Genomic DNA, 25,405 nt, shown 5'->3' with positions numbered 1-25,405 from the left:
GGGCGGGCGGGGGGGCGGGGGGGGGCGGGGGGGGCGGGGGGGACGGGGGCGACGGGAGCCCCGGGAGCTACCGGGCCCGCCGGAACTAACGGCGCCGACGGAGCCGACGGAGCAACTGGGCCCACCGGGTCCACCGGACCCGCCGGCCTTCCCGGCAGGGACGGAAACAGCATCCACAACGGATCCGGCGATCCCGCAAACAATGTGGGCGTGGACGGCGACTTCTACCTCGACACCACAACCTTCGCCATCTACGGCCCCAAGACGGCGGGAACGTGGCTTGGTGGGGCACAAAGCCTGATTGGCCCGCAGGGACCCATAGGGCCGCAGGGCGTGCAGGGTCTTCGCGGTGACCAGGGCGATCCCGGCGCACAGGGCCCCGCGGGGTCAACTGGCGCTGCAGGTCCGGCAGGACCTGTTGGCCCTCAGGGTCCGGCTGGGCCTGGGGGGCCAGCCGGGCCACAGGGCGATAAGGGCGATACTGGCGATGCCGGACCGGAAGGACCGGTCGGGCCGGTCGGGCCGGTCGGGCCGGTCGGGCCGGTCGGGCCGGTCGGGGCGCAGGGGCCCCAGGGGCCGGCAGGGGCCGGGACGGTCTTCGTCAGTTTCCTGCCCGGCACCATAGATCCCGCAGCTTTCACCGACGGTGCGGGTTACTTCCCGATCGCCGGCTCGGTGGCTCCCTCCAGCTCGCGAGCCGCTAACGAAATTCGAATGCCGCGCGCGGGGACCATCACCGAGATGAGAGTCGAGATGACGGAACGGAGCAGCAGCATCGACGTGTACCTCGTCCGTGACGGCCTGTTCCAACCCCTAATGTCCTGCACGACTACTTCCCAATGTGGGCGCACTGGATCGCTGGCCGTGGCGCAGAACCAGAAACTCGTCCTGTGGGTTCGCGGCGTGGGGCCCGCCCCCATTGAGAACCTGCGCGTCTCACTGCTCTTCGAGTAGGGCAGCCGGCTCCTAGATGGCCTTGCCCGGGTTGAGGATGCCCAGGTCCAGCGCTGCGCGGATGGTGTGCATGACCCCAACCGGGGCGGTCTGCACCGGCGGCGGGCGCAGTCGCAGCGTTTTGCGGCTTCTTAAAGAGTCCCCAAATACGCGGTGATCAACGGATCAACGGCGTTCTCAAGCGCTTCTTCCAGCGGTACCCCTGGTTCGGCGTGCACTGTCCAGTGCCTGGCAGCTGCAAGCAGCGCCGCAGGCACTGTTTCTCCCAGCAACGCGGGCATGCTGTCGGACGGCTCAGTGCCCAGCCTGACGGCCACAAAGTCTGCAATTATCCGCGCATACCGCTGGCCCATGGCCCTGGCCTGGGCCGCGACGTCGGAATTTTCGTCCAGGATGCGCCAGTAGACGGCCAGCTCCTCCCGCGCGTTGGCGGGTACCGGGCGCATGGTCCGGGCAGCTTTGCGCAGGACAACGCCAACCGGGAGGTCGAACGGAGCGTCATGCAGCAGGGCGCTGACCCGTTCAACGTTCCGCTCGTCCCCGTACAGAAGGATCTCGGACTTGGCGGGGAAGTAGGAGAACAGGGTCGTGCGGCTGATTCCGCACGCCTGTGCCACGGATTCCAAGGATGTTTCGGCGTGGATGGAGCAGGGCAGCCGTGCGAAATCGATGGTGAGCATCGCGCGGCGCCCTCTCGCGTTCCTGAAGTCGATGAAGGGCGTTTCGATCAAGCGTTTCGTCCAGCAGCTCCAGCGCAGCAACGATCTAGCCATGGCCATCGCCGTCCAGCAGGCCGAATCCCGCGGAAACCTCAAGACCGTTTCCGCGGACCCGATGGTGCAGCCGGTGATCGACTACAACTACCTCAGCGACGAGCGTGACGTCGTGCGCATGAGGGAGGTCGTACGGATGACCGTGAAACTCCTGCACACCGAAGCGTTCAAGCCCTACTTCAAAAAAACCACGGAAATAGACGCCGAAACGCTCCAGGATGATGCCCTGTCGGACGACTGGATGCGGTCCCACCTTGCCACCGCCATCCATGCTTCGGGCACCTGCAAGATGGGAGACGACCCGGCCGAGGGGCACGTGGTCGACCAGTTCGGCAGGGTGCACGGCGTGAGCGGACTGCGAGTGGCGGACACATCAATCCTGCCGTTCACACCCTCGCGGGGTCCGGCCGCAACAGCCATGCTCATCGGCGAACGTGTGGCGGCGTTCATCACCAAGGACAACACCTGTATCCGGCCGCGGAAGGCAAACCGCCGTCCTCATCTGACAGAAATCGACGGGAAGGAAAATCATGAGCGAACAAGAGGTCCGGCGCAGCATCTCCATCGACGCACCGCCGTCTGCGGTGTGGGAGGCCGTCCACGATTTTGGCGGCCACGGGAAGTGGATGCCCGGCGCCGCTGAGGCGCAGTCACACATGGTGTGGTCGGGAGACCCGAACACACCGGGCACCGAAAGGCGTTTCGAACTTCCGGGCAATTCCGTTTTCGCTGAGCGGCTGAACCGGATCGATCATCAGCAGCGCCAGCTCGCGTATTCGATCGTGGAAGCCCCTCTGGCGATCTCCGGGCACGAAGCCACCATTTCCGTCGACGCCGACGGGCCGGCCTCGGTTGTCCGATGGACGGCACGCTTTGAATCGGATGACGCAACGGCCCGGGAACTCGATGCATTTATGGGCACCCAGAACTTCGAACCGGGACTGGCCGGGCTGAAGTCATATGTGGAGGGCTCACGGACCGCCTAGCTCAATCCATGCTGTGCCGCTTCTGCAACGCGGGAGCGGCACAGCAGTCGTCTGGGCTGCGCTGGGCGGGGGCCGCCCGCCCAGCTGAGCCGTCATATTGCGGGATTGAAAGAAACAAACTTTGGGACTCAGTCCATTTCCTCCACGATGGGGCTGTTGGACTGAGTTTCTTATTGGTCTGTGTCCAACATGTAGAACCAGGTCGTGGATGCCCGGGGGAATTGATCCGCGCCTGAAGGATTTCTTGGCATTCTCATCCCGGGTGACCCCGTTGAGATGACCCAGGAGACAGATACCGTGAACCGTTCCAAACCCGCACGCCTTACGGCAGTTGCCGCAGCGGCCGCAGCAGTCCTGGCGCTCAGTGCCTGTACCCCCGGCTCATCCGCCGACGACGCTGCAGCCTTCCACGCCTGCCTTGACGCCCCGTCGCTTCAGTTTGCGACCATTGCCACGACTGCCGACGAGCTTTCCTGCGGCCCCGACGAGGTGCCGGTCTCCTGGTTGGCAGCAGCTCCCCTCGATTCGACGGTGTCCACGTTCGCGGCGACCGCTTCGCCGTCCACCGGCGAGAAGGGTGAAAAGGGTGCGGCTGGGACAGACGGCGAAGACGGTGAAGACGGCGCAGCCGGTAAGGACGGCGCGCCCGGTGCACCAGGCGCAGACGGGGCGGACGGGGACGCTGGCGCGGCCGGAGCCCAGGGCGCGGACGGGGCGGCCGGAGCCCAGGGCGCGGACGGGGCGGCCGGCACGCACGGAGCTGACGGAGCAACCGGAACTGACGGAGCACGCGGCCCAGCGGGCGCGCCCGGCCCGGCAGGGATCCCCGGACGTGACGGCAACAGCATCCACAACGGAACTGGCGCTCCGGGCAGCTCACTGGGCATCGACGGCGACTTTTACCTGGACACCACCGCATTCACCGTCTACGGACCCAAGGTTTCCGGGTCCTGGCCCGGAGGCGCGCAAAGCCTCATCGGGCCACAAGGACCGATTGGGCCACAAGGAATCCAGGGGCTCCAAGGCAACCAGGGGTTCCAAGGGATTCAGGGCAACGCCGGACCCGCAGGCGCAACGGGGCCTGCCGGCGTGGTTGGGCCCGCGGGCGCGACGGGGCCAACCGGACCCGCAGGCGCGACGGGGCCAACCGGACCCGCAGGCGCGACGGGGCCAACCGGACCCGCAGGCGCGACGGGACCAGCCGGACCCGCAGGCGCGACGGGACCAGCCGGACCCGCAGGTCCGGCTCCGGTGTTCACAGGCACGGTTTCCTTCATCGACAAGGCTGACGCCTCCGGGTTCCTTTCTGTGTCCGGCGGAGCACTCGTGTCTTCGATTGCTGATGCGCAAATCGCCATGCCGCGCGATGGCAGCATGGCAGGACTTAACGGCGCAGCGACCCCGCGCGCCGGATCCGTGACCCTCACCCTGTGGGTTAACGGTGTTGCCTCCGGACTTTCCTGCAGGGTTTCTGACCTCACGACCTCCTGTACCACTGCAGGGCAACCAGCGGTGCAGATCAGGGAAGGGGACAAAGTGGCATATGGCTACTCTGCTACGGGAACCGATCCGGTGACGAACCTGCGCCACTCCATTGCCTTCTTCGGCGGGTCCTAGCCATGCCGGCAGCTAAGGCGCTGAACCGCCGCCTCTTCCTGGCAGGAACCACGGCCCTGGCCGTGGGGGCTGCCACAACTGCAGCGAATGGCATCCTGCCTCGGGCCGAGGCCGCCCAGGCCCGAAATCCCTACTCGCTCGAGTTCTGGGAGCCTCTCCTGGACAGCACCCTGGCCGTCGGCACCGGCAGGATTCGCCTGACGGCGATTGACCGGCTCTCCCTCGGATTCGGACTGCGCTTCGACGTCGGTGGAGCTGTCGACACGGACGGTATCTACACCGTTGAGCATCCAGATTCCGGCCCCGTTGCACTCTTTATGTCTGCCCATGGCGGGCACGCACTGGCAATCATCACGCACCTACCCGAAGGACACCCCCTGTGACCACGAACCCATTTGTCGGACAGATCATCATGGTTGGGTTCACCTTCGCCCCGCCCGGCTGGGAATTGTGCAACGGGCAGCTAATTCCGATCCAGCAGAACTCAGCGCTGTTTTCCCTGCTGGGCACAGCGTACGGCGGCAACGGCGTGACGACGTTCGCCCTTCCCGACCTGCGAGGGAGGTTCCCCCTCCATGCTCACGACTCCCGCTGGGAGTTCAACCTCGGCAGGAGCGGAGGGGAGGAAAACGTCACGCTGACGACGCAGCAGCTCCCGTACCATGCGCACACGCTGCCTGCTGCGGCCGGTCAGACGACGGACCGGCCTGCCGGCGCAGCGCCCGCCCAAGGGGGCAGTTACGGGTCCGTCGCGTCCGGCATAAACATGGTTCAGAGCGGGCCGACCGGCGGCGGAATGGCCCACAACAACATGCCCCCGTATCTGCCCGTGAACTTCATCATCGCGACCCAGGGCGTCTTCCCCCCGCGCCCGTAGCACTGGAATCCTCTCAAAGGTTCAATCGCAGCACTAGATCGCCTTACCCGGGTTGAGGATGCCCAGCGGGTCCAGGGCGGCTCGGATGGTGTGCATGGTCTCCAGGGACACATCGCCCAGCTCTTCCTGCAGCCAGTCCCGCTTGAGCAGGCCAATGCCGTGTTCTCCGGTGAGGGTTCCGCCCAGGGACTTGGCCAGGTGGAACATCTCCCCCAGCGCCACCTTGGGCGGACCCTCGGTCACGGACTCTTCGGGGTCCATCACGATCATCGGGTGCAGGTTCCCGTCGGAGGCGTGCGCGATCGTGAAGATGCGCACCCCGGTGCGTTCGGCGATCTCTTCCAGTCCGGCGACGACGTGGGCCAGCTTCCCGCGCGGCACCCCGATATCCCCGATCGAAACCCGGCCGATTTTTTCCAGCGAGGGAATGGCCTCCCGGCGTGCGGTTACCAGGGCTGCGGCCTGCTCGTCGTCGACCGCCCGCTCGCAAATACCAAAAGGCGAGACAGCCTCCATCACCACGTCCTGCTCCAGGAACGCGCCGTGCCCGTCGGTTTGAACCAATAGGAAGGACGCTCCGCGGGAGCGGTAATCGGTACCGAGTGCGGCATCGACCGCTTCGAGGGTCTGACCATCCATCAGCTCCATCATGGAGGGCTGGATCCGGGCTGCAACAACGGCCGACGCCGCCCGGGCCGCCTGCTCGACGTTCGGGAAAAACGCGGCAACCGTGGCGGTCTGCACCGGCAGCGGGCGCAGCCGCAGCGTTGCCTCGACGACGATCCCCAGCGTGCCCTCGGATCCGATCATCAGGGCATTCAGGTCGTAACCGCTAACCCCTTTGATGGTTTCCCGCCCGGTGCGCAGCTCGCGGCCGTCCGCGAGGATCACCCGCAGCGCCAGCACCGCTTCGCGGGTGACGCCGTATTTGGCGCAGCGCATGCCGCCGGCGTTGGTCGCGATGTTCCCGCCGATCGAGCAGATGGCGGTGCTGGCCGGATCCGGGGCGTAGAACAGCCCGTATTCCGCGGCAGCTGCGTTCAGTTCCGCGTTGAGCACCCCGGGCTGCACGACGGCCAGCTGTTCCTCGGGGTCAATGCGCAGGATCTGGTTCATGCCGGAGACATCCAGGACGATTTCGCCCTGCCTGGCTGAGGACGCTCCCGCCAGGCCTGTCCCGGCTCCGCGCGGAACCACCGGCACCCGGTGGGCGCTCGCCCGGCGCAGGACTTCCGCTACCTCTTCGGCGTCCTGGGCAAAAACCACGCCTTCGGGCAGGCTGGCAGCCACAAATCCGGAACGGTCCGTGCTGGCTTTCAACCGGTGCTCGTGCTCCACGGAAGACCGGGCCGCTGCACCGAGTACTGCAGCATGTCCTTCCGCCAGCGTGGTTCCGGGCGCGTTCACGGACTCAGTACTCACAGACTCTCCTTGCATGGACAACTTAAGGAACCATCCAGCCGAGCACCGGCGTGGACTGCAGCCAGATCAGCAGGGTCATCAGGACCAGCAGACCCAGGGACCAGCCGATCAGCTTGCGGAACAGCGTGCCTTCCACCCCGTTCAGGCCCACTGCGGCTGCCGCAATGGCCAGGTTCTGCAGCGACAGCATCTTGCCCAGCACACCGGCGGAGGAGTTCGACGCCGCCATCAGGGTGGGCGAGAGCCCGGTCTCCTCGGCGGCGGCCACCTGCAGCTGGCCGAACAGGGAGTTCGACGACGTATCCGATCCGGTCAGCGCTACCCCGATCCAACCCAGGAGCGGCGACAGCAGGGCAAAAAAGCCGCCGGCGGAGGCGAGCGCGACACCCAGGGTGGTGGTCTGCCCGGACAGGTTCATCACGAAGGACAGGGCGAGCACAGAACACACCGTGACGATCGTCCAGCGCAGGGTCTTCAGAGTAGACCCGTAAATCCGGACTCCCTTCGCCGGTGCGATGCGGTAGAGGATCATCGTCAGGATGCCGGAGATCAGCAGCAGCGTGCCGGTGGCCTTGAGGTGGTCAAAGCGCAGGTTCTGGGCGCCCACCGGATCGCCGGAGGAGTTCACCACGTCCAGGCCGGGCCAGTGGAACGTCACCCCGCCCACCTGGGTCAGCCACGCCTTGATCGGCGGGATCTGCGCGAGTGAGAAAACCACAATAATGATCAGGTACGGAGCAACGGAGAGCCAGACGCTGCGCCCGTCCGGACGGGTGTTATCCCGCGGTTCCTGCTGATTGCCTTCAGAATCAAGGCCTCCCCCAATGGGGATGCCGGAGCCGGCCTTTTCTTGCCCCTGTCCGTCTCCGGCCCCGCCGGAGTCACTGCTGCCGGTTGTTTTGGTGAGGGTGTCCGAGCTTTCGCCGCCGACGGCGGCGCTGCTGCTGCGGACCCCGGCGGCGTCGTCGTTCATTGCCTCCCCGGACATTCCGATCAGTTCCTTCGGCTGCCAGACGCGCAGCATGACCAGCACGGCGATCACGGTTGCCACTGCGGCCACCACGTCAGTCAGCTCCACCACGAAGAAGTTCGAGGCAACGAACTGGGCCAGTCCGAACACGAATCCGGCCACCAGGGCCACGGGCCAGGTCTGCCGGACCCCGCGTTTCCCGTCCACGATGAAGACCAGGATCAGCGGCACCACCAGGGCAATGAAGGGTGTCTGCCGGCCCGTCATCGAGGACAGTTCCTGCAGCGGAATGCCGGTAACTCCGTTCAAGGCGATGATCGGAGCGGCCATGGCCCCGAACGCCACCGGCGCGGTGTTGGCCAGCAGCGCCACAATCGCCGACTTCAGCGGTTTCATGCCGGCGGCCATGAGCATGGCTGCGGCGATGGCCACCGGGGCGCCGAATCCGGCCAGGGACTCCAGCAGCGCGCCGAAACAGAACGCGATCAGGATGGAGAGAATCCGCAGATCGTCGGAGATTGAGCGGATGGTGCGTCCCAGCACGTCGAACCACGGAGTGGCCACCGTCAGGTTGTAGATCCACAGCGCGTTGATGAGGATCCAGAGAATCGGGAAGATGGCGTAGAAAGCGCCCAGCCCGGTGGCGGAGAGTGTCTGGTCCAGCGGCATCCCCCAGCCGAAGAGGGCCAGCAGGATGGAGAGCACCAGGGCAATAATGCCGGCTTGGTAGGCCTTGAGTCGGAAAACCCCCAGCATCACGAACAACAGGAGCAGTGGAAGGGCGGCGAGAATGGCCGAAAGCACCAGGGAATCGCCGATTGGATCGAGGACCTGTTCATACTGCGCTGCCGGAAGATGCACAAAAACCCCTTTGTTTTTGGCGGGCCGGATCTCCCCGGTCCTGCTGGTGCATAAGTTGGGTCGACCCTAGGCCCGAGGGTTCGGCACGGTCAACGGTGAAGCCCTGCCCTTTCCTCGAGATAGCAGAAAGTGCCCGTTTCCGCGGCGAAACGGGCACTTTCTGCTATCTCGGGTGATGCGGGAGGATATGGTCATGAGTTTTGAGGGATTGCGGACAGCTGTCATCACCGGGGCGGGCTCAGGCATCGGCCGGGCCACTGCCCGGGCGTTCCTCGGAGCCGGCTGGCAGGTCGTGCTGACGGGCCGCCGGGAAGCGGCGCTGCAGCAGACGGCCGACGGCGATTCCCGCGCTTTGGTGGTACCTGCGGACGTCACCCGGCCCGACGACGTTGAACACCTCTTTCGGACCGCCGCTGAAGTCTTCGGCCGCGTGGACGTGCTGTTCAACAATGCCGGGAGCTTCGGCCCCTCCGGATCCGTGGACCAGCTGAGCCTGGACGACTGGAACACCACGATCGCCGTCAACCTCACCGGAACGATGCTGTGCGCGGCAGCGGCCGTCCGGCAAATGAAGGCCCAGGATCCGCAGGGCGGCCGGATCATCAATAACGGCTCCATTTCCGCCATCGCCCCGCGCCCGCTCGCGGCCGCATACACCGCCACGAAGCACGCCGTCACGGGACTGACGAAATCGATCGACCTGGACGGCCGGGCGTATGGGATCAGCTGCGCGCAGATCGACATCGGCAACGCCGCGACCGAGCTGCTCGCAGGCATTGCGAACGGCGGGGCACTCCAGCCCGACGGCACGCGCCGGCACGAACCGACCTTCCCGGCGGAAGAGGCGGCGCGCACGGTGCTGTTCATGGCCCAGCTGCCGGCGTCGGCCAATCCCGGCTCCGTGGTGCTCACGGCAGCTGGCATGCCTTTCCTCGGCCGCGGCTAGGACAAACGCCTACCGCGCGGGAGCGGCGTCCTCAATGTCCTCATCCTCGAGGCCCAGGATGTCCAGCTTCCCGCTCCTGCGGTCGGCGAGGTACTTCTTCATCTCCCGCTTGATCACCGGCAGGAGCAGGTACACGCCCAGCAGGTTCACGAAGGCGCAGATGAACAGTGCCGCGTCGGTGAAGCTGATGACCTGGCTGAAGGAGAGGATGCAGCCGGCAACGGTGAACGTCAGGAAGATGACCTTGTACGTGATTTCACGCTTCCGTCCCCGGCCAAAGAGGTATTCCCAGGCCTTGAGCCCGTAATAGGACCACGTGATCAGCGTTGAGTAGGCGAAGAGCGCGACGGCGATCGCCAGGACAACCGGGAACCACGGCAGGACGGTGGCAAAGGCGTCGGAGGTGAGGATGACGCCGTCGGGCGCTCCCCCGCCGCCCTGCACCTGGTCGATACCTGCCTGCAGGCTGGGGGCGCCTGCCATGATGATCGCCAGGGCGGTCATGGTGCAGATCAGGACGGTATCCACGAGCGGCTCGAACATAGCCACAAACCCTTCGCTGACGGGACGGCGGGTCTTGACGGCAGAGTGCGCAATCGCCGCTGAGCCCACGCCGGCCTCGTTGGAGAAGGACGCCCGTTGGAAACCGACAATCATGACACCGAGGATTCCACCCGCAAAGCCCTCCGGCCGGAACGCACCCTCGATAATGGCACCGAAGGCAGCGGGGACGTTCTCGAAGTTCGCGGCAATCACCGCACCGCAGGCCAGGATGTAGACGGCTGCCATGGCCGGAACCAGCTTGGATGTGGTGGCACCGATGGACTTGATGCCGCCCAGGATGACGACGGCGACGAGGACGGCGAGGATAACGCCAAAGACCAGCGCGGCGCCGTCGGACCCCATGAATCCTTCGTCGCCGCCGGTGGCGTTGCGGACCTGCGCGAAGGTCTGGTTGGCCTGGAACATATTGCCTCCGGCTACGCCGAAAAGCAGGATCGCCACGGCAAAAACGCCCGTCAGCACCTTGGCGGGCAGTGAACCGAACCGCCGAAAGGCCACGGGAAGATACTTGAACGGCCCGCCGCTGACGGTGCCGTCCTCATGGACCTCCCGGTATTTGACGCCCAGTGTGCATTCGGCGAACTTGGTGGCCATGCCCAGCAGGCCGGCAAGAATCATCCAGAAGGTCGCTCCCGGCCCGCCGAGTGCCATGGCCGCACCGACGCCGGCGATGTTGCCCAGGCCCACCGTGCCGGACAGCGCGGAGGTCAGCGCATGAAAGTGCGGTACTTCCCCGGGGTCCTGCCTGGTGGAGAACTTGCCCCGGACCACCTCGACGGAGACTTTCAACCCGCGGAACTGGATGAACCCGAAATAGCAGGTGATGACAATGCCGGCGATGATCAGCCAGGCCACAACGATGGGGAAGCTGAAGTCCCCAATAGTGAGCGGGAAAAAGACGATGTCGTTGAACGCCGTGGCAATGGGTTCCATGAACTCGTTCACGGATGTGTCTATGGTGCCGAGGATTCCGGACTCGGTCGACAGCGGGAAACGGGTGTTTGCTGCCATGCGGCACCTCCGGGACTATAAGCAAGCTGACTGATCTGCAGTACAGCTTTACTTAAGCCCCGGGGGTAACACAAGTCACACTTTAGGCAGCCTCAGGACCGGCTCTTCCTGGTTTCCTTCTGGTTCGCTTTCTGGATGGCATCCACCAGCTCGTCCTTGTTCATCTTCGAGCGGCCGCTGATGTCCAGCTTGGACGCGACGTCATACAGATGCTCCTTCGACGCATTGGCATCCACTCCCCCGGCCGTCTTGGCATTGGACTTCCGGCCCTGTTCGGCCTTTTTGTCCGACGGTCCGCTGGAGTCCTTGGGCTCCCAGTGGTCGCCCACCTTCTCATGCGTGCGCTTCAGCGAGGCGTAAGCAGTCTGCGCCGCCCGCTGCTCGTCGCCATACTCCTCCAGCGCGGAGTCGTAGGTCTTGGCGAAGGTGTCCTGTGCCTTTTTATCTGAGCGTTCAAGGGTGGAAGGCAGTTCGCTCTTTTTCGCCTTGCCGGTTTTGGTGGTCTTGGGCATTCTCAGTCATCCCCCTCGGACGGGAGCGCGGTAGCTTCGGCTTCCTGAGCGACCCCCATAGCATCCTGCACTTCGGCGCTGTCGGTGTCATCGGCCATCGGCTCCGGCTGGCGCCATTCCTCCACGTGGTCCGGGACGGCATTTCGGGTCAGGCCCTGTGTCTCCTGCTTCATTTCCTCATCGAGGCGGCGTCCATGGGTGCTGTTTCCGCGTTCGGCCATGATGCGTTCCTTCCGGTCGGCGACTTACTAAGCGTCCTTACTGTCTACCATCGGGGGGACGAGTGCTCAACCCCGGGCCGGCAGCCGATGCGCAGACCGGCTGCCGGCGCCGGGTCCGGCGCTAGGCCGGGCGCCCAGCGCGGTCCCGGCTGCGCGTGAGAAGAAGAGCGAGGCCAATCATGGTGACCCCCAGGAAGAGGTGCAGCCAGTTGTCCGCATTGTTCAGCGGGACAAAGTTGGCAGTGGATTCGCCGTCGATCACCAGGCCATAGATCCACAGCACAAGGTAGACCACGCCTCCCCAGAGCATGAAGGCACGCGCCCCGCCGGCGCTGCGTGCCAGCAGCAGGCCGGCGACACCATAGAGCAGGTGAACAACGTTATGCAGAATGGACACCTGGAAGATACCCAGCAGGAGCGCCTCGGAGTGGTGCCCGGCGCCGGCGAGTGACTCATAGTTAGTGGTGATGCCCGGGATGAATCCCATGACACCCACCAGGAGGAAAACCACCCCGTAAGCCAGGGAAGCTTTCTGGATATTCGTGCGTCCGCGGTTCTGCGCAGAACCAGTATTGGTCTCAGTCATACAGTTCTCCGTTCCCTCAGAGTGTTTCGGCAGCCTCAGAGACCGCCGCGTGAGCCAATATGGTAAGCAGGCTTAGCAATGAGTTGCACGCTCAGGCGTGTCGCATGGGGCCGGGCGTGTCCGCGCACCTGTCATACCGGCCGGGCCGGCGTCGAGTGTGCCGGTTCAGCACTCCACAACGTTGACGGCGAGGCCGCCCATGGCGGTTTCCTTGTACTTGGAGCTCATGTCCCGTCCGGTTTCCCGCATGGTCACAATGACCTCATCGAGCGAGACCCGGTGCTCACCGTCGCCCCACAGCGCCATCTTGGCGGCATTCACGGCCTTGCCGGCGCCGATCGCATTGCGCTCGATGCACGGAACCTGCACCAGCCCGCCGATCGGATCGCAGGTCAGGCCGAGGTTGTGCTCCATCGCGATCTCGGCTGCATTTTCCACCTGCTCAGGCGATCCGCCCAGGATCTCCGCCAGCCCTGCGGCGGCCATGGACGACGCCGAGCCCACCTCACCCTGGCAGCCCACCTCCGCACCGGAGATGGAGGCCTGCTCCTTATAGAGCACCCCGATCGCGCCGGCAGCGAGCAGGAAGCGGACGACGGCGTCGTCCTTCTGTTCCGGGGTGGCAGTCTCCATGCCGGGGCCGTAGTGCGTAGCGTAGAAAAGCACCGCCGGGATGATTCCGGCAGCGCCGTTGGTGGGTGCGGTGACCACCCGGCCGCCGGACGCGTTTTCCTCATTCACGGCCAGCGCCACCAGATTGACCCACTCCTGCCAGAAGCGCGGGTCACGGTTAGGGTCTTCTTCGCGCAGCCGCGTGTGCCACTGCGGTGCCCGACGCCGGACCTTGAGCCCTCCCGGCAGCAGGCCGGAGCGGGCGATCGCGGAATCCTTGCATTGGTCCATCACGTCGCGGATGTGCAGCAGCCCGGCTCGAACCTCCTCTTCGGACCGGGACACAAGCTCGTTCGCCAGCATCACCTGGCTGATGGAGAGTCCGTTGGCAGTGCAGTGTTCCAGCAGCTGAACGGCGGTGCGGAAGGGATACGGCAGGGCCTGTTTGGAGGCTTCGAGTTCGACGGCGGCAGTCTCCTCCTCGCCGTCGCGAACGATGAACCCGCCGCCCACGCTGAAGAACGTGGCTTCATGGAGGACTTCGCCGTCGGCGCCGCTGACGGCGAACCGGATGCCGTTGGTGTGGCGGGGCAGGACCGTGAGCGGATGCAGCACCATGTCCTCGATCCCGTATTCAAGGACCACGCCGACGCCGCTGGAAGCCTCAAACTCGCTGCCCAGCTGGATCTTGCCGCTCGCTTCGATCTCCGCGAGCCGTTCCTCCATCTGCTCCGGGAGGATTTCCTCCGGCGCAAAGCCTTCCAGCCCCAGGAGGACGGCAGGAAAGGTGCCGTGCCCGCGGCCGGTCGCCGCGAGGGACCCGTAAAGATCCACGCGGAGACCGGCCACGGAGGCAAGGACACCGGCGTCGGCGAGCTCCGAGGCGAAGGCCGCGCCTGCCCTCATCGGCCCCACGGTGTGGGAACTCGAGGGGCCGATGCCTACGGTGAAGAGGTCGAAAACGCCTACAGCCATGCGGTGTCCTTTGGTTCGCGCCGATCAGGCGCGGGCGGGTGCTCCGGCCAGGTCGGCGACCTGCGGGTAGAGCGGGTGGGCCGCGGCCAGGGTGTGGACGCGGTCCTTGAGTGCGCTGAGATCCTCGCCGTTCCCGGCGATGAGGGCCAGTGCGATGATGTCCGCGACTTCACGGAACGCTTTCTCGTCAAAGCCGCGGGTGGCCAGCGCCGGAGTGCCGATCCGCAGGCCCGAGGTGACCATCGGCGGCCGCGGATCGAACGGTACGGCGTTGCGGTTGACCGTGATGTCGATCTGCGCGAGGCGGTCCTCGGCCTGCTGGCCGTCCAGTTCAGCGTGGCGCAGGTCCACCAGGACCAGGTGCACGTCAGTGCCCCCGGAAACCACGGAGATTCCCTTGGCAGCGACGTCCTCGGAAAGCAGCCGCTCGGCCAGGATCCGTGAACCGGCAAGGGTGCGTTCCTGGCGTTCGCGGAACTCCGGAGTTCCTGCGATCTTCAGCGCAGTCGCCTTGCCCGCGATCACGTGTTCCAGCGGACCACCCTGCTGGCCGGGGAACACAGCGGAGTTGATCTTCTTGGCGATGTCCGCATCGTTGGAGAGGATGATGCCGCCGCGCGGACCGGCCAGGGTCTTGTGCGTCGTGGAAGTGACCACGTGGGCGTGCGGAACCGGGCTGGGATGCAGACCGGCCGCGACCAGTCCGGCGAAGTGCGCCATGTCCACCATGAGGTAGGCACCCACCTCGTCGGCGATGGCGCGGAATGCCTCAAAGTCCAGCTGGCGGGCGTACGCGGACCAGCCGGCGACGATCAGTTTCGGCTTGTGCTCGCGGGCCAGGCGCGCGACGTCGTCCATGTTCACGGTGTGGGTGGTTTCGTCCACACCGTAGGGAACGATGTTGTACAGCCGGCCGGAGAAGTTGATCTTCATGCCGTGGGTCAGGTGGCCGCCGTCGGCCAGGGAAAGCCCCAGCACGGTGTCACCCGGCCGGATCAGCGCGTGCATCACCGAGGCGTTGGCCTGCGCACCGGAGTGCGGCTGGACGTTGGCGAAACCTGCGCCGAACAGTGCCTTGGCGCGGTCGATGGCCAGCTGCTCAATCACGTCCACGAACTCGCAGCCGCCGTAGTAGCGGCGTCCGGGGTAGCCCTCGGCGTACTTGTTGGTGAGCACGGAGCCCTGGGCTTCCATGATCGACACCGCAGTGTGGTTCTCGGAGGCGATCATCTCCAGCCCCTCCTGCTGGCGGCGGCGCTCGTTGTCGATCTGCTCGGCAACCTCGGGATCGATCTCCGCGAGGTGGGAGTTCAGGTAATCGGTCACAGCTCGCCGCCGTTCTTCTCTGCGTATTCGGCAGCGCTCAGCAGCTCACCCTCCTCCGTGACCTCAACGGTGAACAGCCAGCCGGCTCCGTACGGGTCTTCGTTCAGGATGGCCGGGTTGTCCACGGCTTCCTGGTTGATCTCCACGATGGTGCCGGAAACCGGGGCGTAGAGGTCTGAGACGGACTTGGTGGATTCGACTTCGCCGCAGGTCTCGCCTGCAGTGACGGTGTCGCCGACGGCGGGAAGGTCGACGTAGACGACGTCGCCCAGGGCGTCAGCGGCAACGGCGGAGATGCCGACCTTTACCGGGCTGGATGCGTCCACCCACTCGTGTTCGGCGGAGTAGCGGAGGGAAGAGTCAACTTTGCTCATTGGGATGTGCCTTTCGGAAGCATGGAGTTGTTGGTTCGAGTGTAGGCGGGGCGGCGTTGACGGGACGTTTCGCCGCCCCTTAGACACCTCGCTCGTTCCTCGCTCGGCGATGCGGGGCTACACGAAACACCCCGCCACCGCCGGGTCCGGTCCGGCCTCGGTGTCATTTCATTAGGAGCTACTTGCTGCGCTTGTAGAAGGGGAGAGAGACGACCTCGAAGGGTTCGGGTTTGCCGCGGAGGTCGACGTCCAAGGCTGTGCCGGGTTCGGCGTAGGTGGCATCGACGTAGGCCAGGGCGATCGGATAGCCGAGGGTGGGGCTGGGAGCGCCGGAGGTGACTTCGCCAACGGTCTGGCCGTCCTTGAGCACCGGGTAGTGCGAGCGTGCCGACCGGCGGCCGGACCCCTTCAGGCCTACCAGCTTGCGGGCCGGGACCTGCTCCTTCTTGGCGGCGAGGGCTTCGCGGCCCACAAAGTCGCCGTCCTTGGACAGAGCGACGACGCCGCCCAGCCCGGCAGCGTACGGATCCACCTCCAGGGAGAGCTCATTGCCGTAGAGCGGCATCCCCGCTTCGAGGCGCAGCGAGTCACGGCAGGCGAGGCCCGCCGGAACCAGTCCGCGGCGTTCCCCGGCGGCAAGAAGCGCCTGCCACAGGGCAGCGGCGTCGTCATTCGGGACGTAGATCTCGAAACCGTCCTCACCGGTGTAACCGGTGCGGGCCACCAGCAGCCTGTGCGAGCTGCCCCCCACGGTCAGCTCAACAGGCGCGGCGGCGTAGTACTTCATTCCAGTGACCGCGTCCCGGAAACCGGCAGGCACCAGATCCAAGAGGATCGCCTCGGCAACGGGTCCCTGAACGGCCACGAGCGACGTCTCGGCCGTCTTGTCCTGCACAGCAACGTCGAACCTTTCGGCGCGGGCCGCCAGCTCGGCCGCAACAACGGCGGCGTTGCCCGCGTTCGGAACCACCAGGTAGGACTCTTCGTCGAGCCGGTAGCTGATCAGGTCGTCGATGATCCCGCCGTCGGCGTTCGTGATCAGCGAGTACTTGGCGCGGCCAACCGCCACGGCGGAGAGCTTGCCGGTCAGGGCGTAGTCCAGGAAGGCTGCGGCATCCGGGCCGGTGACTTCGACTTCACCCATGTGGGAGAGGTCGAAGAGGCCGGCGGCCTTGCGGACTGCATGGTGCTCAGCCAGTTCGGAGCTGTACTTCAGCGGCATCTGCCAGCCGCCGAAGTCGGTGAAGGAGGCGCCGAGGCGTTTGTGCTCCTCGTAAAGCGCGGTGTACTGCTCAGTCATAGCGGCGATCCCCTTAGTTCTCGAAGTCTTCGATCGGCGGGCAGGAGCACACCAGGTTGCGGTCCCCGGCTGCTCCGTCAATGCGGCCCACCGGCGGGAAGTACTTGTCCATGCGGAGGCTCTTCAGCGGGAAGACGGCCTGTTCGCGCGGGTAGGGGCGGTTCCACTCGTTGCCGGCGGCGACGGTGGCAGTGTGCGGCGCGTTGCGAAGCGGGCTCTCCTCCACAGGGAAGTCGCCGGCTGCCACCTGGTCGATCTCGCCGCGGATGGCGATCATCGCGTCGATGAACCGGTCAATTTCGCCCTGGTCCTCGGACTCGGTGGGCTCCACCATCAGGGTGCCTGCCACCGGGAAGGAAAGGGTCGGGGCGTGGAAACCGTAATCCACCAGCCGCTTGGCCACGTCCTCGGCGGTGACGCCGGTCTTCGCGGTCAGCTCGCGCAGGTCCAGGATGCACTCGTGCGCCACCAGGCCGCCCTTGCCCGTGTACAGCACCGGGAAGTAGTCGTTCAGGCGGGCTGCCACGTAGTTGGCAGCCAGCAGGGCACTCTTGGTCGCAGCGGTGAGCCCTTCGCCGCCCATCAGGCGGACGTAGGCCCAGGAGATCGGCAGCACGCCGGCCGAGCCGAAGCGGGAAGCGGAAATCGGAATGTCATCCCCGCCGTCCCAGGCTGCGGCATTGCCGGGCATGAACGGTGCCAGGTGCACCTTGGCTGCAACCGGGCCGACGCCGGGACCGCCGCCGCCGTGCGGGATGCAGAAGGTCTTGTGCAGGTTCAGGTGGGAGACGTCGCCGCCGAACTCGCCGGGCTGGGCCAGCCCCACCAGGGCGTTGAGGTTGGCGCCGTCGATGTAGACCTGGCCACCCGCTTCGTGCACAGCTTCGCAGACGTCGCGGACGTCGTCGTCGTACACGCCGTGGGTGGAGGGGTAGGTGATCATGATCGCGGCCAGGTTCTCGCGGTGCGCGTCGATCTTGGCGCGCAGGTCAGCGTGGTCGATCGCGCCGTCGCCGGCGGTGCCAACAACAACCACCTTCATGCCGGCCAGCACGGCGGAGGCAGCGTTGGTGCCGTGGGCGGAGGCGGGGATCAGGCAGATATTGCGCTGCTCCTCGCCGCGGGAGTGGTGGTAACCGCGGATGGCGAGCAGGCCGGCGAGTTCGCCCTGCGAGCCGGCATTGGGCTGGATGGAAACCTGGTCGTAGCCGGTGATCGTGGCCAGCTGCGCTTCCAGGTCGGCGATCAGTTCGCGCCAGCCCTCGGTCTGGGAATCCGGGGCGAACGGGTGGATGGACGCAAACTCCGGCCAGGTCATGGCCTGCATCTCGGCCGTGGCATTGAGCTTCATGGTGCAGGAGCCAAGCGGAATCATGGTGCGGTCCAGGGCAAGGTCCCGGTCCGAGAGGCGGCGCAGGTAACGCAGCATCTGGGTTTCGGACCGGTAGGAGGAGAACACCGGGTGGGTCATGTAATCCGAGGTGCGCAGCAGTTCAGCGGGCAGATCGAACCCGGCAGCCTCGGCGGGGGAAGCACCAAAGGCGCCGGCGACGTCGGCGATCACGGCGTCCGTAGTGGTTTCGTCAGCCGATACGCCCACGGTGTCAGCGTCGATCTGCCGCAGGTTGATGCCCTTGGCTTCAGCGGCAGCCACGACCTCCGCGGCACGGCCGGGAACCCGCGCGGTGACGGTGTCGAAGAAGGTGTCCGAGACCAGTTCGATTCCGGCCTTGGAGAGCGCGGTGGCGAGCGCGCGGGCGTGGCCGTGAGCGCGCAGGGCAATCGCTTTCAGTCCCTCGGGGCCGTGGTAAACGGCGTACATGGAAGCCACGATCGCCAGCAGTGCCTGCGCTGTGCAGATGTTGGACGTCGCCTTCTCTCGGCGGATGTGCTGCTCACGGGTCTGCAGTGCCAGGCGGTAGGCCGGAGTTCCGGCGGAGTCCTTGGAGACGCCGACCAGGCGGCCGGGCAGCGAGCGCTCCAGCCCCTTGCGGACTGCCATGTACGCGGCGTGCGGTCCGCCGAAGAACAGCGGAACGCCGAAGCGCTGCACGGAGCCGACGGCGATGTCGGCCCCCTGCTCCCCCGGAGGGGTCAGCAGGGTCAGGGCCAGCAGGTCAGCGGCGACGGTGACGAGGGCGCCGCGTTCCTTGGCGTCGGCAATAACACCGGAGAAGTCCCGGACGGCGCCGGAAACGCCGGGCTGCTGGAGCACGACGCCGGTGAGCTCGCCGTCGGGCAGGCCGGCAGCAAGGTCCACAACCTCGACGTCGAAGCCCAGGGCCTTGGCCCGGCCGCGGACGATCGCAATGGTCTGGGGCAGGGCGTCGGCGTCAAGGACGATCTTGCCCTCGGACTTGGCCTTGTTCGAGCGGCGCATGAGCAACACGGCTTCGGCGACGGCGGTGGCTTCGTCCAGCAGCGATGCGTTGGCCACCGGCAGGGCGGTGAGGTCCTGGACCATGGTCTGGAAGTTCAGCAGGGCTTCGAGGCGGCCCTGCGAGATTTCCGGCTGGTACGGGGTGTAGGCGGTGTACCAGGCGGGATCTTCGACGACGTTGCGCAGGATCACCGGTGGGGTGTGGGTGTCGTAGTAGCCCTGGCCGATCATCTGCACGGCGGTCTTGTTCTTGGCTGCGATCTTCCGCAGTGCGGCGAGGGTTTCCTGCTCGCTCTGCGCCGCGTTAAGCACCAGCGGAGCGTCCTGCCGGATGGCTGCGGGGACCGCGGTGTCCACGAGGTTATCCAGGGTGTCGTAGCCGACGGCCTTGAGCATGGCGTCGGTTTCTGTGGCACGGGCGCCGATATGGCGGTCTACGAAGGCTGCGGTGAACGGGACTGCTGTCATGAGAGGCTCCAAAAGGCGGGCGAGGGTACGCCAATAAGACGATTGGTTCCTCCCCGCTCTGTATTGGACCTGAGAGATTCCGCGGGTGTGATCCGCTTGCACCGTCGGTGAGGTCCGGGCTAATGCCGGTCCTGCTTTCCAGAGTTGCCTCGCCATGGCGGTACAGGGGCCTGAGAGATTCCCGGGGAGGGTTTGCTCCTACGGCGCCCGCGTCAACGTTGATTCGCGGGACTCTCCCGCCACGGCTGCAAAAGGCATATTCAGTTGGGACTGCATTCCTGACTCTAGCCTGCCCCCAAGACCGCTTCAAGGTATGACTTGGAACATGCGCTGAGGCTTCCTGCTGCCAGCGGTGGGATCCCCACCACGCAACAAACCAGACACACACGACAGGCCATCCGCAGGAATCGTGTGCTTCCGGCCACACCAATCACACCGGCCACTGTGGCCGGACCTAAATTGACATGGCCGCGAGCACTGCAGAAACTGAATTGTCGGCGGTTTCGCCACACATCTCATGAGGCTCATTGATAACCGGTGTAAGCAGCGTGTCTTGGCGGCGGCGTGCCGATTCGGTGCCTATGAGAAAGAACTCCATGCCAGGTAGCTCCACCCCCGTCTCCAGCACGGCGCAGTCCCCCGCAGTTTCCAGTTCCCAGGACCCGAACCTTTCGCGTTCGCTTTCCAGCCGCCACATCCAGCTCCTCGCCATTGGCGGAGCCATCGGCACCGGCCTGTTCATGGGTTCCGGAAAAACCATCTCCGTCGCAGGGCCGTCGGTCATCTTCGTCTACATGGTCATCGGCTTCATGCTGTACTTCGTGATGCGGGCGATGGGCGAACTGCTCCTTTCCAACCTGCGCTACAAGTCCTTCAGCGACTTCGCCGCCGACCTGCTCGGTCCCTGGGCCGGGTTCTTTACCGGCTGGACCTACTGGTTCTGCTGGGTGGTTACCGGCATCGCCGACGTGGTGGCGATTGCCCACTACGTGACCTTCTGGTGGGCCGAGATCCCGCTGTGGATTCCGGCACTGGCGTGCATCCTCCTGTTGGTGGCGCTGAACCTTCCCACCGTGAAGGCCTTCGGTGAAACCGAGTTCTGGTTCGCCCTGATCAAGATCATCGCCATCCTGACCCTGATCGTCGTGGGTCTTGCCATGATCCTCACCGGCTTCGAATCAGAGCCGGGTGAGACAGCCAGCTTCGGCAACCTCTGGGAAAACGGCGGGTTCTTCCCCACCGGTCCCATGGGCTTCGTCGCCGGTTTCCAGATTGCCGTCTTCGCCTTCGTGGGCATTGAGCTGGTGGGCACCGCCGCAGCTGAAACAAAGGATCCGACGAAGAACCTGCCGAAGGCGATCAACTCGATTCCGCTGCGCATCATGCTCTTCTACGTAGGCGCGCTGGTGATCCTGATGGCAGTCATTCCGTGGACCGAATTCAGTGCCGACGAGAGTCCCTTCGTGGGCATGTTCGCCCTCGCCGGGCTGGGGACGGCCGCCGCCGTCGTCAATTTTGTGGTCCTGACGTCCGCTGCCTCCTCCGCAAACTCGGGCATCTATTCCACCTCGCGGATGGTCTTTGGCCTGGCGCACGACGGCGACGCCCCCAAGGCGTTTGGCCGCCTGTCCCGCCGCAAGGTCCCCCAGAACGCACTGTTCTTCTCCTGCACCTTCCTGCTGGCCGGCGTCGTCCTGCTCTATGCCGGCGAGTCGGTCAGTGCGGCGTTCACCATGGTGACCACCATTTCGGCGCTGTGCTTCATGTTCGTCTGGACGATCATCCTCTTCAGCTACCTGGCCTACCGGCGCCGCCGTCCCCACCTGCACCGGGAGTCGAAGTTCAAGCTGCCCGGCGGCCGGCCCATGGTCTACGTGGTCCTGGCGTTCTTCGTCTTCATTGTCTGGGCCCTGACGACGCAGCCGGACACGCTCACGGCCCTGCTCGTGACACCCATCTGGTTCGTGCTCCTGGGCGCCGTGTACGCCGTGCTGCGCCGCACGCCGCTCCACCAGGCGCGGGTTGCCGAGTACAAGGCCATGGCCGAGGCCGAACGGGAAGCCGTGAAGTCGCTCAACCGCGCGTGAACTTGAGGTAGCGGCGGGCCGAATCCTGCACGATCCGGTCCGCCCCGCGGGGCAGGATGTAGTCCCACCACGCTCCGTAGAGCCGTTCGTAGGACAGCGGTGCCAGCAGTTCCGCCGCTGCTTCCACCACGTCCGGGCGCTCCGGGATGAGGTTGGGATAGCTGTACATAAAGGCGACATGGTTGAAGTCCGGGATGACCTGGACAATGTCCCCGCTGAAAAGCGCTCCGGCACCGTCCGGGTCGTCTGCCCAGTGCATGACCGTCCCGCCGGGGAAATGGACGCCCGGGCGGTACAGGACCAGTCCCGTGGCAAGGTCCAGCCGGTCGCCGTCCCAGAACTGGAGGGCGGGATCGCTGCGGCCTACCCATTCCCGGTCCGCAGTGTGCAGGTAGACCGGGACGCCAAACTCCCGGGCCCAGTCCACCATGGTGGAGTAGTAGTGGGGGTGGCTGATGGCTATGGCCGTCAGCCCGCCTTCGGCGTTGATGTAGTCGATCAGTTCCTCATCCAGGTACGGCACGCAGTCCCAGAGCACGTTGCCGTCCGCCCCCTTGACCAGCAGGGCCCGCTGGCCAATCGCGAACTTCGGTTCGCAGCCCACGCCGAGAACACCGGGCCCCTGCGGATGCACGCTGGCTCGGCGGGCGCCGGACCGGAGCCGGGTCAGGGTGGTCCATTCCTGTCCGGTTTGCGGGACGTACTGGCGCTCGTCCTCGCAGACAGGGCAGTCGGGGCGCGGCCCTGAGTACTGCGTCCCGCAGGTGACGCAGATCGGATAGTCGTTTGGCGGGAGTGCTTCCCTAAAGTGCTGCACCATCGTCAGTAACCCGTTCATGAGCAGGTGTCCGAAGCCCGTCAGGCTACCGGGCTGCGGCTGCCTGCGACACCGCGGCCAACGGGTTCAGCACCCTTTTCGCGATAACGATTCCGTAACCTCAGTAGACCACTGTGCCCGTGGATTCCACGGTGTTGCCCAGCTGCGCCCGCCGGGCGCTGACCTCCAGGGTGATCCCCACAGTATGCAGCGGGGTTTCCAGTGCCTGGCTCAGGTTGGGCAGGACGTCAGAGCAGACACGCCGCAGGGACTCCTGAATGTCGCTCCGTTCGTTCACCGTCAGGCGCATGGCGAGGTCCGGTGAATCCGCCGTTCCGCGCAGCAGCACCGATGAATCGACCACCCCCGGAACGCTGTTGGCGTCGTGCTCGACGGCGCGGGCCAGGACACCGGGCTCACAGGTGGTGATGCCGCGGGCAGGGTCCTCCTGCAGCCGGAATCCCGAGGCACCCTTCTTGCGCGGAACTTCCGCGAGGAGCCACCACAGTCCCAGGATCCCCAGGATGATCCCTCCGATCAGCACAGAGGGCGCTACCCAGTCCGGCTGGAGCAGGGTTTCGGGCCCGTCCTGCAGCACGGCGCTGTCCGGTCCGGGCATGACGCCGCCGAGGACACCTGCCGAGAGCAGCAGCGAAAGGATTCCTGCGGCCAGCAGCACCGCTCCGATGATGATCAGCCACGTCCGGTTCGTCGCTCCTGCATGGTGTCGCATGGCGCGTCCTTTCAGTCACTGGAGCGGATGAAGACCTTGACGCCGGGAACCGGGTCCAGGCCGGATGCTTCCAGCCGGGACCGTACGCCCTCCCCTACCCAGCGGTGGAGATCGCGAGTGTCATGCAGCGCCGTCGACGCGGTCACCCGGACTTCGCGGTCCGTAGCCGTGGCGGAAGCGGAGGAGACGCCGTCAATGTGTTCGCAAGTTGCAGCAGCAAGCTGCGCCACCGCCCGGCGGGACATCACGGCTTCCGGCTCCCCGCTCACACTGAGGGCGGAAGAGGACCCTTCAGCTTCCGGCACCCGGACCGAAAGGGCATGGAACCGCCCGGGAAGGACACCGGCAAGCAGCAGGATCAGCCCGGCCGCGGCCACCAGCGCACCTATGGTCCAGACGGCACTGCTGTTCCACGCCTGTTCCGAGAACCAGGTGAACGGTTCGGTGAAGGCCTGGGACCATGACCCGGTGGTGAGACGGAATACTGCGCTCCACACCAGGGCTACCCCCAGTGCCACGAGCAGAACCGCACAGGTGGTGGCCGGACCCGAACGGCTGGGGCGCTGCCGCAGCGCGACCGGCGGTCTCTCCGGCCGGCTCACAGCAGCTTCCTCTGTCCCGAGGACCGGTTCCTGGGCAGAAGCCACGCCACCGTGATATCCACCTGCCGGACCTGGACACCGGTCAGTTCGGTCACGCGCTCGGCTATCCGCTGGCGCAACTGATCCGTGGCCCGGCGCAGCGGCAAGGGATACGGAAGCCCCGCGGTCACCTTCAGGCTGGCGATGTTCCCCGCCAGCACGACAGTCGCATCCGGGCGCGCTCCGAAGTCCGCGCGGGCGCCCATTCCCAGGAACCCGCCCGAAGTGCCGCCCGCCTGTGTCTCGTCCCTGGCCACCTGGGCCGCGATCTTTTCCAGCACCTTCCGGGACATGGAAGTGCTGCCGCGGTCTCCGACATCACGGCGCGGGCGCCGGGCGGCCTGGACCTGCGCTGTGGTCATCTGCTGGACGCCCTGCCGAACATCCCCGCCATGTCCAGCTTCCCGTCAGCTGCCATTCCGACCAGCAGGCCGATGAGTCCGAACAGGACAGTCACCAGGAAGGCGAACCACCCGCCGAAAGCCAGGACAATTCCCAAGACCACACCAACTGCCAAGCACCATCTCGTTGCAGACATGGTCGCTCTCCTTAGTACGTTTGTGGGTACGGCCCGTACTTGCGGGCCGGGGGCACCGCCTACTGGAGGCGGTCCGAAGACTTCTGGCCGTGGCTCCCGCTGCCGTCGTCTTCGCTCTCCTCACCGGGGAGCCGCACGTCGGTAACGTTCACGTTCACTTCCAGTACTTCCAGGCCGGTGGCATTCTCCACCGAGCGGATCACATTGCGGCGGATTCCCTGGCTGACCTCGACGATGGAGTAGCCGTACTCGACGACGATGCTCACGTCGATGGCTGTCTGCCGCTCCCCTTTCTCCACCGAAACGCCGTTGCTGACGTTGGTCTGCGAACCGGGGATCCGGTCCGTGACGGCGCTGAACGCGCGTCTGGCCGCGTTGCCCATGGCAGCGACGCCGGGTACCTCCCGGGTCGCGATACCGGCCAGCTTCTGGACCACCGTTTCTTCTATGGTCGTATCTCCCCGCGGCGTGTGGAGCGGACCCGAACGGCGTTCGTCTCCGATTGCGCTCTCAGTGCTGCCCGGAATGCTGCTGGATGCAGGCTGCGCTGTTGTGGAGGAAGAATGTCCAGGGTTATTTGCGGATTCTGACATCGCACTCATCTCCTGAAAAATGGTGTCCGGAATCGGATCACGTACTTCCATTAAGACGGCGCGGCGCCCGTAGCGTTACCCTTCCCCTCATTATTTATGCCGCCGGCGGCAAGATTCCCTGCGCAGTAGAAGGCACTTCCTCTCCCGCCTGCGACGCAGCCCCGCCGCCCATCTCTGCCGCGGAAGCCGGGCTCGCTGCGCTACCCTTGCCCTTACCCCGGACGGACCATAATATTCACGATACGAAAGAACTTTTTCATT

At 65.7% G+C, this 25,405-nt stretch carries 26 protein-coding genes and 1 riboswitch; of the genes, 8 read left to right on the top strand and 18 right to left on the bottom strand.

What is annotated here, in order from left to right:
• The first annotated feature begins 714 nt into the window (after positions 1-714).
• Positions 715-954: a hypothetical protein gene (locus TVB01_RS11365; protein WP_422456015.1), complete on the top strand. Its 240-nt coding sequence runs from the start codon at positions 715-717 to the stop codon at positions 952-954.
• Between the two features lie 131 nt (positions 955-1,085).
• On the opposite strand, the gene TVB01_RS11360 is transcribed toward TVB01_RS11365, so the two are convergent.
• Positions 1,086-1,634 (bottom strand): TetR family transcriptional regulator, encoded by a 549-nt coding sequence (locus tag TVB01_RS11360; protein WP_422456014.1) that lies wholly within the window; start codon positions 1,632-1,634, stop codon positions 1,086-1,088.
• On the opposite strand from TVB01_RS11360, the gene TVB01_RS11355 reads away from it, so the two are divergent.
• The 5 genes from TVB01_RS11355 (at position 1,597) to TVB01_RS11335 (ending at position 5,207) form a co-directional block, all read left to right on the top strand.
• Entirely contained in the window at positions 1,597-2,370 is a 774-nt protein-coding gene (locus TVB01_RS11355) for a GMC oxidoreductase (RefSeq protein ID WP_422456013.1), read from the top strand. The genes TVB01_RS11360 and TVB01_RS11355 overlap by 38 nt on opposite strands.
• Entirely contained in the window at positions 2,258-2,713 is a 456-nt protein-coding gene (locus TVB01_RS11350; protein WP_422456012.1) for an SRPBCC family protein, read from the top strand. Before TVB01_RS11355 ends, TVB01_RS11350 begins: the two co-directional genes overlap by 113 nt.
• A gap of 276 nt (positions 2,714-2,989) precedes the next feature.
• A complete protein-coding gene (locus TVB01_RS11345) occupies positions 2,990-4,330 on the top strand; it encodes a hypothetical protein (protein WP_422456011.1) in 1,341 nt (446 codons plus the stop codon).
• A 2-nt stretch (positions 4,331-4,332) separates the two neighbouring features.
• Positions 4,333-4,713, top strand: coding sequence for a hypothetical protein (locus TVB01_RS11340; RefSeq protein WP_422456010.1), 381 nt, complete (start codon positions 4,333-4,335; stop codon positions 4,711-4,713).
• The gene (locus TVB01_RS11335; protein WP_422456009.1) at positions 4,710-5,207 is read left to right on the top strand and encodes a phage tail protein; all 498 of its coding nucleotides are present in this window, start codon (positions 4,710-4,712) and stop codon (positions 5,205-5,207) included. The genes TVB01_RS11340 and TVB01_RS11335 overlap by 4 nt, the downstream gene beginning before the upstream one ends.
• Before the next feature lie 33 nt (positions 5,208-5,240).
• Here TVB01_RS11335 and TVB01_RS11330 read toward each other — a convergent pair whose 3' ends face one another.
• Both TVB01_RS11330 and TVB01_RS11325 read right to left on the bottom strand, forming a co-directional pair.
• Positions 5,241-6,629 (bottom strand): FAD-binding oxidoreductase, encoded by a 1,389-nt coding sequence (locus TVB01_RS11330; RefSeq protein ID WP_422456008.1) that lies wholly within the window; start codon positions 6,627-6,629, stop codon positions 5,241-5,243.
• 22 nt (positions 6,630-6,651) lie between these two features.
• Complete coding sequence (locus tag TVB01_RS11325) at positions 6,652-8,460, bottom strand: L-lactate permease (protein WP_422456007.1); 1,809 nt, start codon at positions 8,458-8,460, stop codon at positions 6,652-6,654.
• Between the two features lie 193 nt (positions 8,461-8,653).
• On the opposite strand from TVB01_RS11325, the gene TVB01_RS11320 reads away from it, so the two are divergent.
• Positions 8,654-9,406 (top strand): SDR family oxidoreductase, encoded by a 753-nt coding sequence (locus tag TVB01_RS11320; protein ID WP_422456006.1) that lies wholly within the window; start codon positions 8,654-8,656, stop codon positions 9,404-9,406.
• A 9-nt stretch (positions 9,407-9,415) separates the two neighbouring features.
• Here the strand turns inward: TVB01_RS11320 and TVB01_RS11315 are convergent, their stop codons facing one another.
• The 9 genes from TVB01_RS11315 to gcvP all read right to left on the bottom strand — a co-directional run bounded on the left by TVB01_RS11315 (position 9,416) and on the right by gcvP (position 19,735).
• The gene (locus TVB01_RS11315) at positions 9,416-10,981 is read right to left on the bottom strand and encodes an alanine/glycine:cation symporter family protein (protein ID WP_422456005.1); all 1,566 of its coding nucleotides are present in this window, start codon (positions 10,979-10,981) and stop codon (positions 9,416-9,418) included.
• Between the two features lie 92 nt (positions 10,982-11,073).
• The gene (locus TVB01_RS11310; protein ID WP_154579687.1) at positions 11,074-11,493 is read right to left on the bottom strand and encodes a ChaB family protein; all 420 of its coding nucleotides are present in this window, start codon (positions 11,491-11,493) and stop codon (positions 11,074-11,076) included.
• A gap of 2 nt (positions 11,494-11,495) precedes the next feature.
• Positions 11,496-11,714 (bottom strand): hypothetical protein, encoded by a 219-nt coding sequence (locus tag TVB01_RS11305; RefSeq protein ID WP_422456004.1) that lies wholly within the window; start codon positions 11,712-11,714, stop codon positions 11,496-11,498.
• A gap of 121 nt (positions 11,715-11,835) precedes the next feature.
• Positions 11,836-12,300, bottom strand: a complete 465-nt coding sequence (locus TVB01_RS11300; protein ID WP_422456003.1) for a DUF4383 domain-containing protein — start codon at positions 12,298-12,300, stop codon at positions 11,836-11,838.
• A 165-nt stretch (positions 12,301-12,465) separates the two neighbouring features.
• On the bottom strand, positions 12,466-13,887 hold the full coding sequence (locus tag TVB01_RS11295; protein WP_422456002.1) for an L-serine ammonia-lyase: 1,422 nt from the start codon (positions 13,885-13,887) through the stop codon (positions 12,466-12,468).
• Positions 13,888-13,911: 24 nt separating this feature from the next.
• Positions 13,912-15,213, bottom strand: coding sequence for a serine hydroxymethyltransferase (gene glyA, locus TVB01_RS11290; protein WP_422456001.1), 1,302 nt, complete (start codon positions 15,211-15,213; stop codon positions 13,912-13,914).
• Positions 15,210-15,587 carry a glycine cleavage system protein GcvH gene (gene gcvH, locus TVB01_RS11285; protein ID WP_422456000.1) on the bottom strand — a complete coding sequence of 126 codons (378 nt, stop codon included), beginning with the start codon at positions 15,585-15,587 and terminating at the stop codon, positions 15,210-15,212. Before gcvH ends, glyA begins: the two co-directional genes overlap by 4 nt.
• A 178-nt stretch (positions 15,588-15,765) precedes the next feature.
• Positions 15,766-16,887: a glycine cleavage system aminomethyltransferase GcvT gene (gene gcvT, locus TVB01_RS11280; protein ID WP_422455999.1), complete on the bottom strand. Its 1,122-nt coding sequence runs from the start codon at positions 16,885-16,887 to the stop codon at positions 15,766-15,768.
• Between the two features lie 13 nt (positions 16,888-16,900).
• The gene (gene gcvP / locus TVB01_RS11275; RefSeq protein WP_422455998.1) at positions 16,901-19,735 is read right to left on the bottom strand and encodes an aminomethyl-transferring glycine dehydrogenase; all 2,835 of its coding nucleotides are present in this window, start codon (positions 19,733-19,735) and stop codon (positions 16,901-16,903) included.
• Positions 19,736-19,883: 148 nt separating this feature from the next.
• A riboswitch (glycine riboswitch) is annotated at positions 19,884-19,984 on the bottom strand.
• Positions 19,985-20,331: 347 nt separating this feature from the next.
• Here gcvP and cycA point away from each other — a divergent pair.
• Positions 20,332-21,822 (top strand): D-serine/D-alanine/glycine transporter, encoded by a 1,491-nt coding sequence (cycA, locus tag TVB01_RS11270; protein ID WP_422455997.1) that lies wholly within the window; start codon positions 20,332-20,334, stop codon positions 21,820-21,822.
• Here the strand turns inward: cycA and TVB01_RS11265 are convergent.
• The 6 genes from TVB01_RS11265 to TVB01_RS11240 form a co-directional block, all read right to left on the bottom strand.
• A complete protein-coding gene (locus TVB01_RS11265; RefSeq protein WP_422455996.1) occupies positions 21,809-22,660 on the bottom strand; it encodes an MBL fold metallo-hydrolase in 852 nt (283 codons plus the stop codon). The two genes, cycA and TVB01_RS11265, sit on opposite strands and share 14 nt — an antisense overlap.
• 100 nt (positions 22,661-22,760) lie before the next feature.
• Positions 22,761-23,372, bottom strand: a complete 612-nt coding sequence (locus tag TVB01_RS11260) for an alkaline shock response membrane anchor protein AmaP (RefSeq protein WP_422455995.1) — start codon at positions 23,370-23,372, stop codon at positions 22,761-22,763.
• An 11-nt stretch (positions 23,373-23,383) separates the two neighbouring features.
• Positions 23,384-23,974, bottom strand: coding sequence for a DUF6286 domain-containing protein (locus tag TVB01_RS11255; RefSeq protein ID WP_422455993.1), 591 nt, complete (start codon positions 23,972-23,974; stop codon positions 23,384-23,386).
• Complete coding sequence (locus tag TVB01_RS11250; RefSeq protein WP_422455992.1) at positions 23,971-24,375, bottom strand: Asp23/Gls24 family envelope stress response protein; 405 nt, start codon at positions 24,373-24,375, stop codon at positions 23,971-23,973. The genes TVB01_RS11255 and TVB01_RS11250 overlap by 4 nt, the downstream gene beginning before the upstream one ends.
• Complete coding sequence (locus TVB01_RS11245; protein WP_422455991.1) at positions 24,372-24,551, bottom strand: hypothetical protein; 180 nt, start codon at positions 24,549-24,551, stop codon at positions 24,372-24,374. Before TVB01_RS11245 ends, TVB01_RS11250 begins: the two co-directional genes overlap by 4 nt.
• 59 nt (positions 24,552-24,610) lie before the next feature.
• The gene (locus tag TVB01_RS11240) at positions 24,611-25,144 is read right to left on the bottom strand and encodes an Asp23/Gls24 family envelope stress response protein (protein WP_422455990.1); all 534 of its coding nucleotides are present in this window, start codon (positions 25,142-25,144) and stop codon (positions 24,611-24,613) included.
• Positions 25,145-25,405 lie beyond the last annotated feature (261 nt).

This window comes from Arthrobacter sp. 7Tela_A1, from assembly GCF_049311065.1.
Lineage (GTDB): Bacteria > Actinomycetota > Actinomycetes > Actinomycetales > Micrococcaceae > Arthrobacter_B.
Note: the sequence above shows the minus strand (reverse complement) of the source record. Positions and strands in the feature narration are given on the sequence as shown.

Coding starts and splice junctions, on each gene's coding strand:
- TVB01_RS11350 (WP_422456012.1), top strand. CDS start 2,258: ATGAGCGAACAAGAGGTCCGGCGCAGCATCTCCATCGACGCACCGCCG.
- TVB01_RS11300 (WP_422456003.1), bottom strand. CDS start 12,300: ATGACTGAGACCAATACTGGTTCTGCGCAGAACCGCGGACGCACGAAT.
- TVB01_RS11245 (WP_422455991.1), bottom strand. CDS start 24,551: ATGTCTGCAACGAGATGGTGCTTGGCAGTTGGTGTGGTCTTGGGAATT.
- TVB01_RS11345 (WP_422456011.1), top strand. CDS start 2,990: ATGACCCAGGAGACAGATACCGTGAACCGTTCCAAACCCGCACGCCTT.
- TVB01_RS11295 (WP_422456002.1), bottom strand. CDS start 13,887: ATGGCTGTAGGCGTTTTCGACCTCTTCACCGTAGGCATCGGCCCCTCG.
- TVB01_RS11360 (WP_422456014.1), bottom strand. CDS start 1,634: ATGCTCACCATCGATTTCGCACGGCTGCCCTGCTCCATCCACGCCGAA.
- TVB01_RS11315 (WP_422456005.1), bottom strand. CDS start 10,981: ATGGCAGCAAACACCCGTTTCCCGCTGTCGACCGAGTCCGGAATCCTC.
- TVB01_RS11355 (WP_422456013.1), top strand. CDS start 1,597: ATGGAGCAGGGCAGCCGTGCGAAATCGATGGTGAGCATCGCGCGGCGC.
- TVB01_RS11265 (WP_422455996.1), bottom strand. CDS start 22,660: ATGAACGGGTTACTGACGATGGTGCAGCACTTTAGGGAAGCACTCCCG.
- TVB01_RS11250 (WP_422455992.1), bottom strand. CDS start 24,375: ATGACCACAGCGCAGGTCCAGGCCGCCCGGCGCCCGCGCCGTGATGTC.
- TVB01_RS11340 (WP_422456010.1), top strand. CDS start 4,333: ATGCCGGCAGCTAAGGCGCTGAACCGCCGCCTCTTCCTGGCAGGAACC.
- TVB01_RS11260 (WP_422455995.1), bottom strand. CDS start 23,372: ATGCGACACCATGCAGGAGCGACGAACCGGACGTGGCTGATCATCATC.
- gcvH (WP_422456000.1), bottom strand. CDS start 15,587: ATGAGCAAAGTTGACTCTTCCCTCCGCTACTCCGCCGAACACGAGTGG.
- TVB01_RS11305 (WP_422456004.1), bottom strand. CDS start 11,714: ATGGCCGAACGCGGAAACAGCACCCATGGACGCCGCCTCGATGAGGAA.
- TVB01_RS11310 (WP_154579687.1), bottom strand. CDS start 11,493: ATGCCCAAGACCACCAAAACCGGCAAGGCGAAAAAGAGCGAACTGCCT.
- TVB01_RS11320 (WP_422456006.1), top strand. CDS start 8,654: ATGAGTTTTGAGGGATTGCGGACAGCTGTCATCACCGGGGCGGGCTCA.
- cycA (WP_422455997.1), top strand. CDS start 20,332: ATGCCAGGTAGCTCCACCCCCGTCTCCAGCACGGCGCAGTCCCCCGCA.
- TVB01_RS11240 (WP_422455990.1), bottom strand. CDS start 25,144: ATGTCAGAATCCGCAAATAACCCTGGACATTCTTCCTCCACAACAGCG.
- TVB01_RS11365 (WP_422456015.1), top strand. CDS start 715: ATGCCGCGCGCGGGGACCATCACCGAGATGAGAGTCGAGATGACGGAA.
- gcvT (WP_422455999.1), bottom strand. CDS start 16,887: ATGACTGAGCAGTACACCGCGCTTTACGAGGAGCACAAACGCCTCGGC.
- gcvP (WP_422455998.1), bottom strand. CDS start 19,735: ATGACAGCAGTCCCGTTCACCGCAGCCTTCGTAGACCGCCATATCGGC.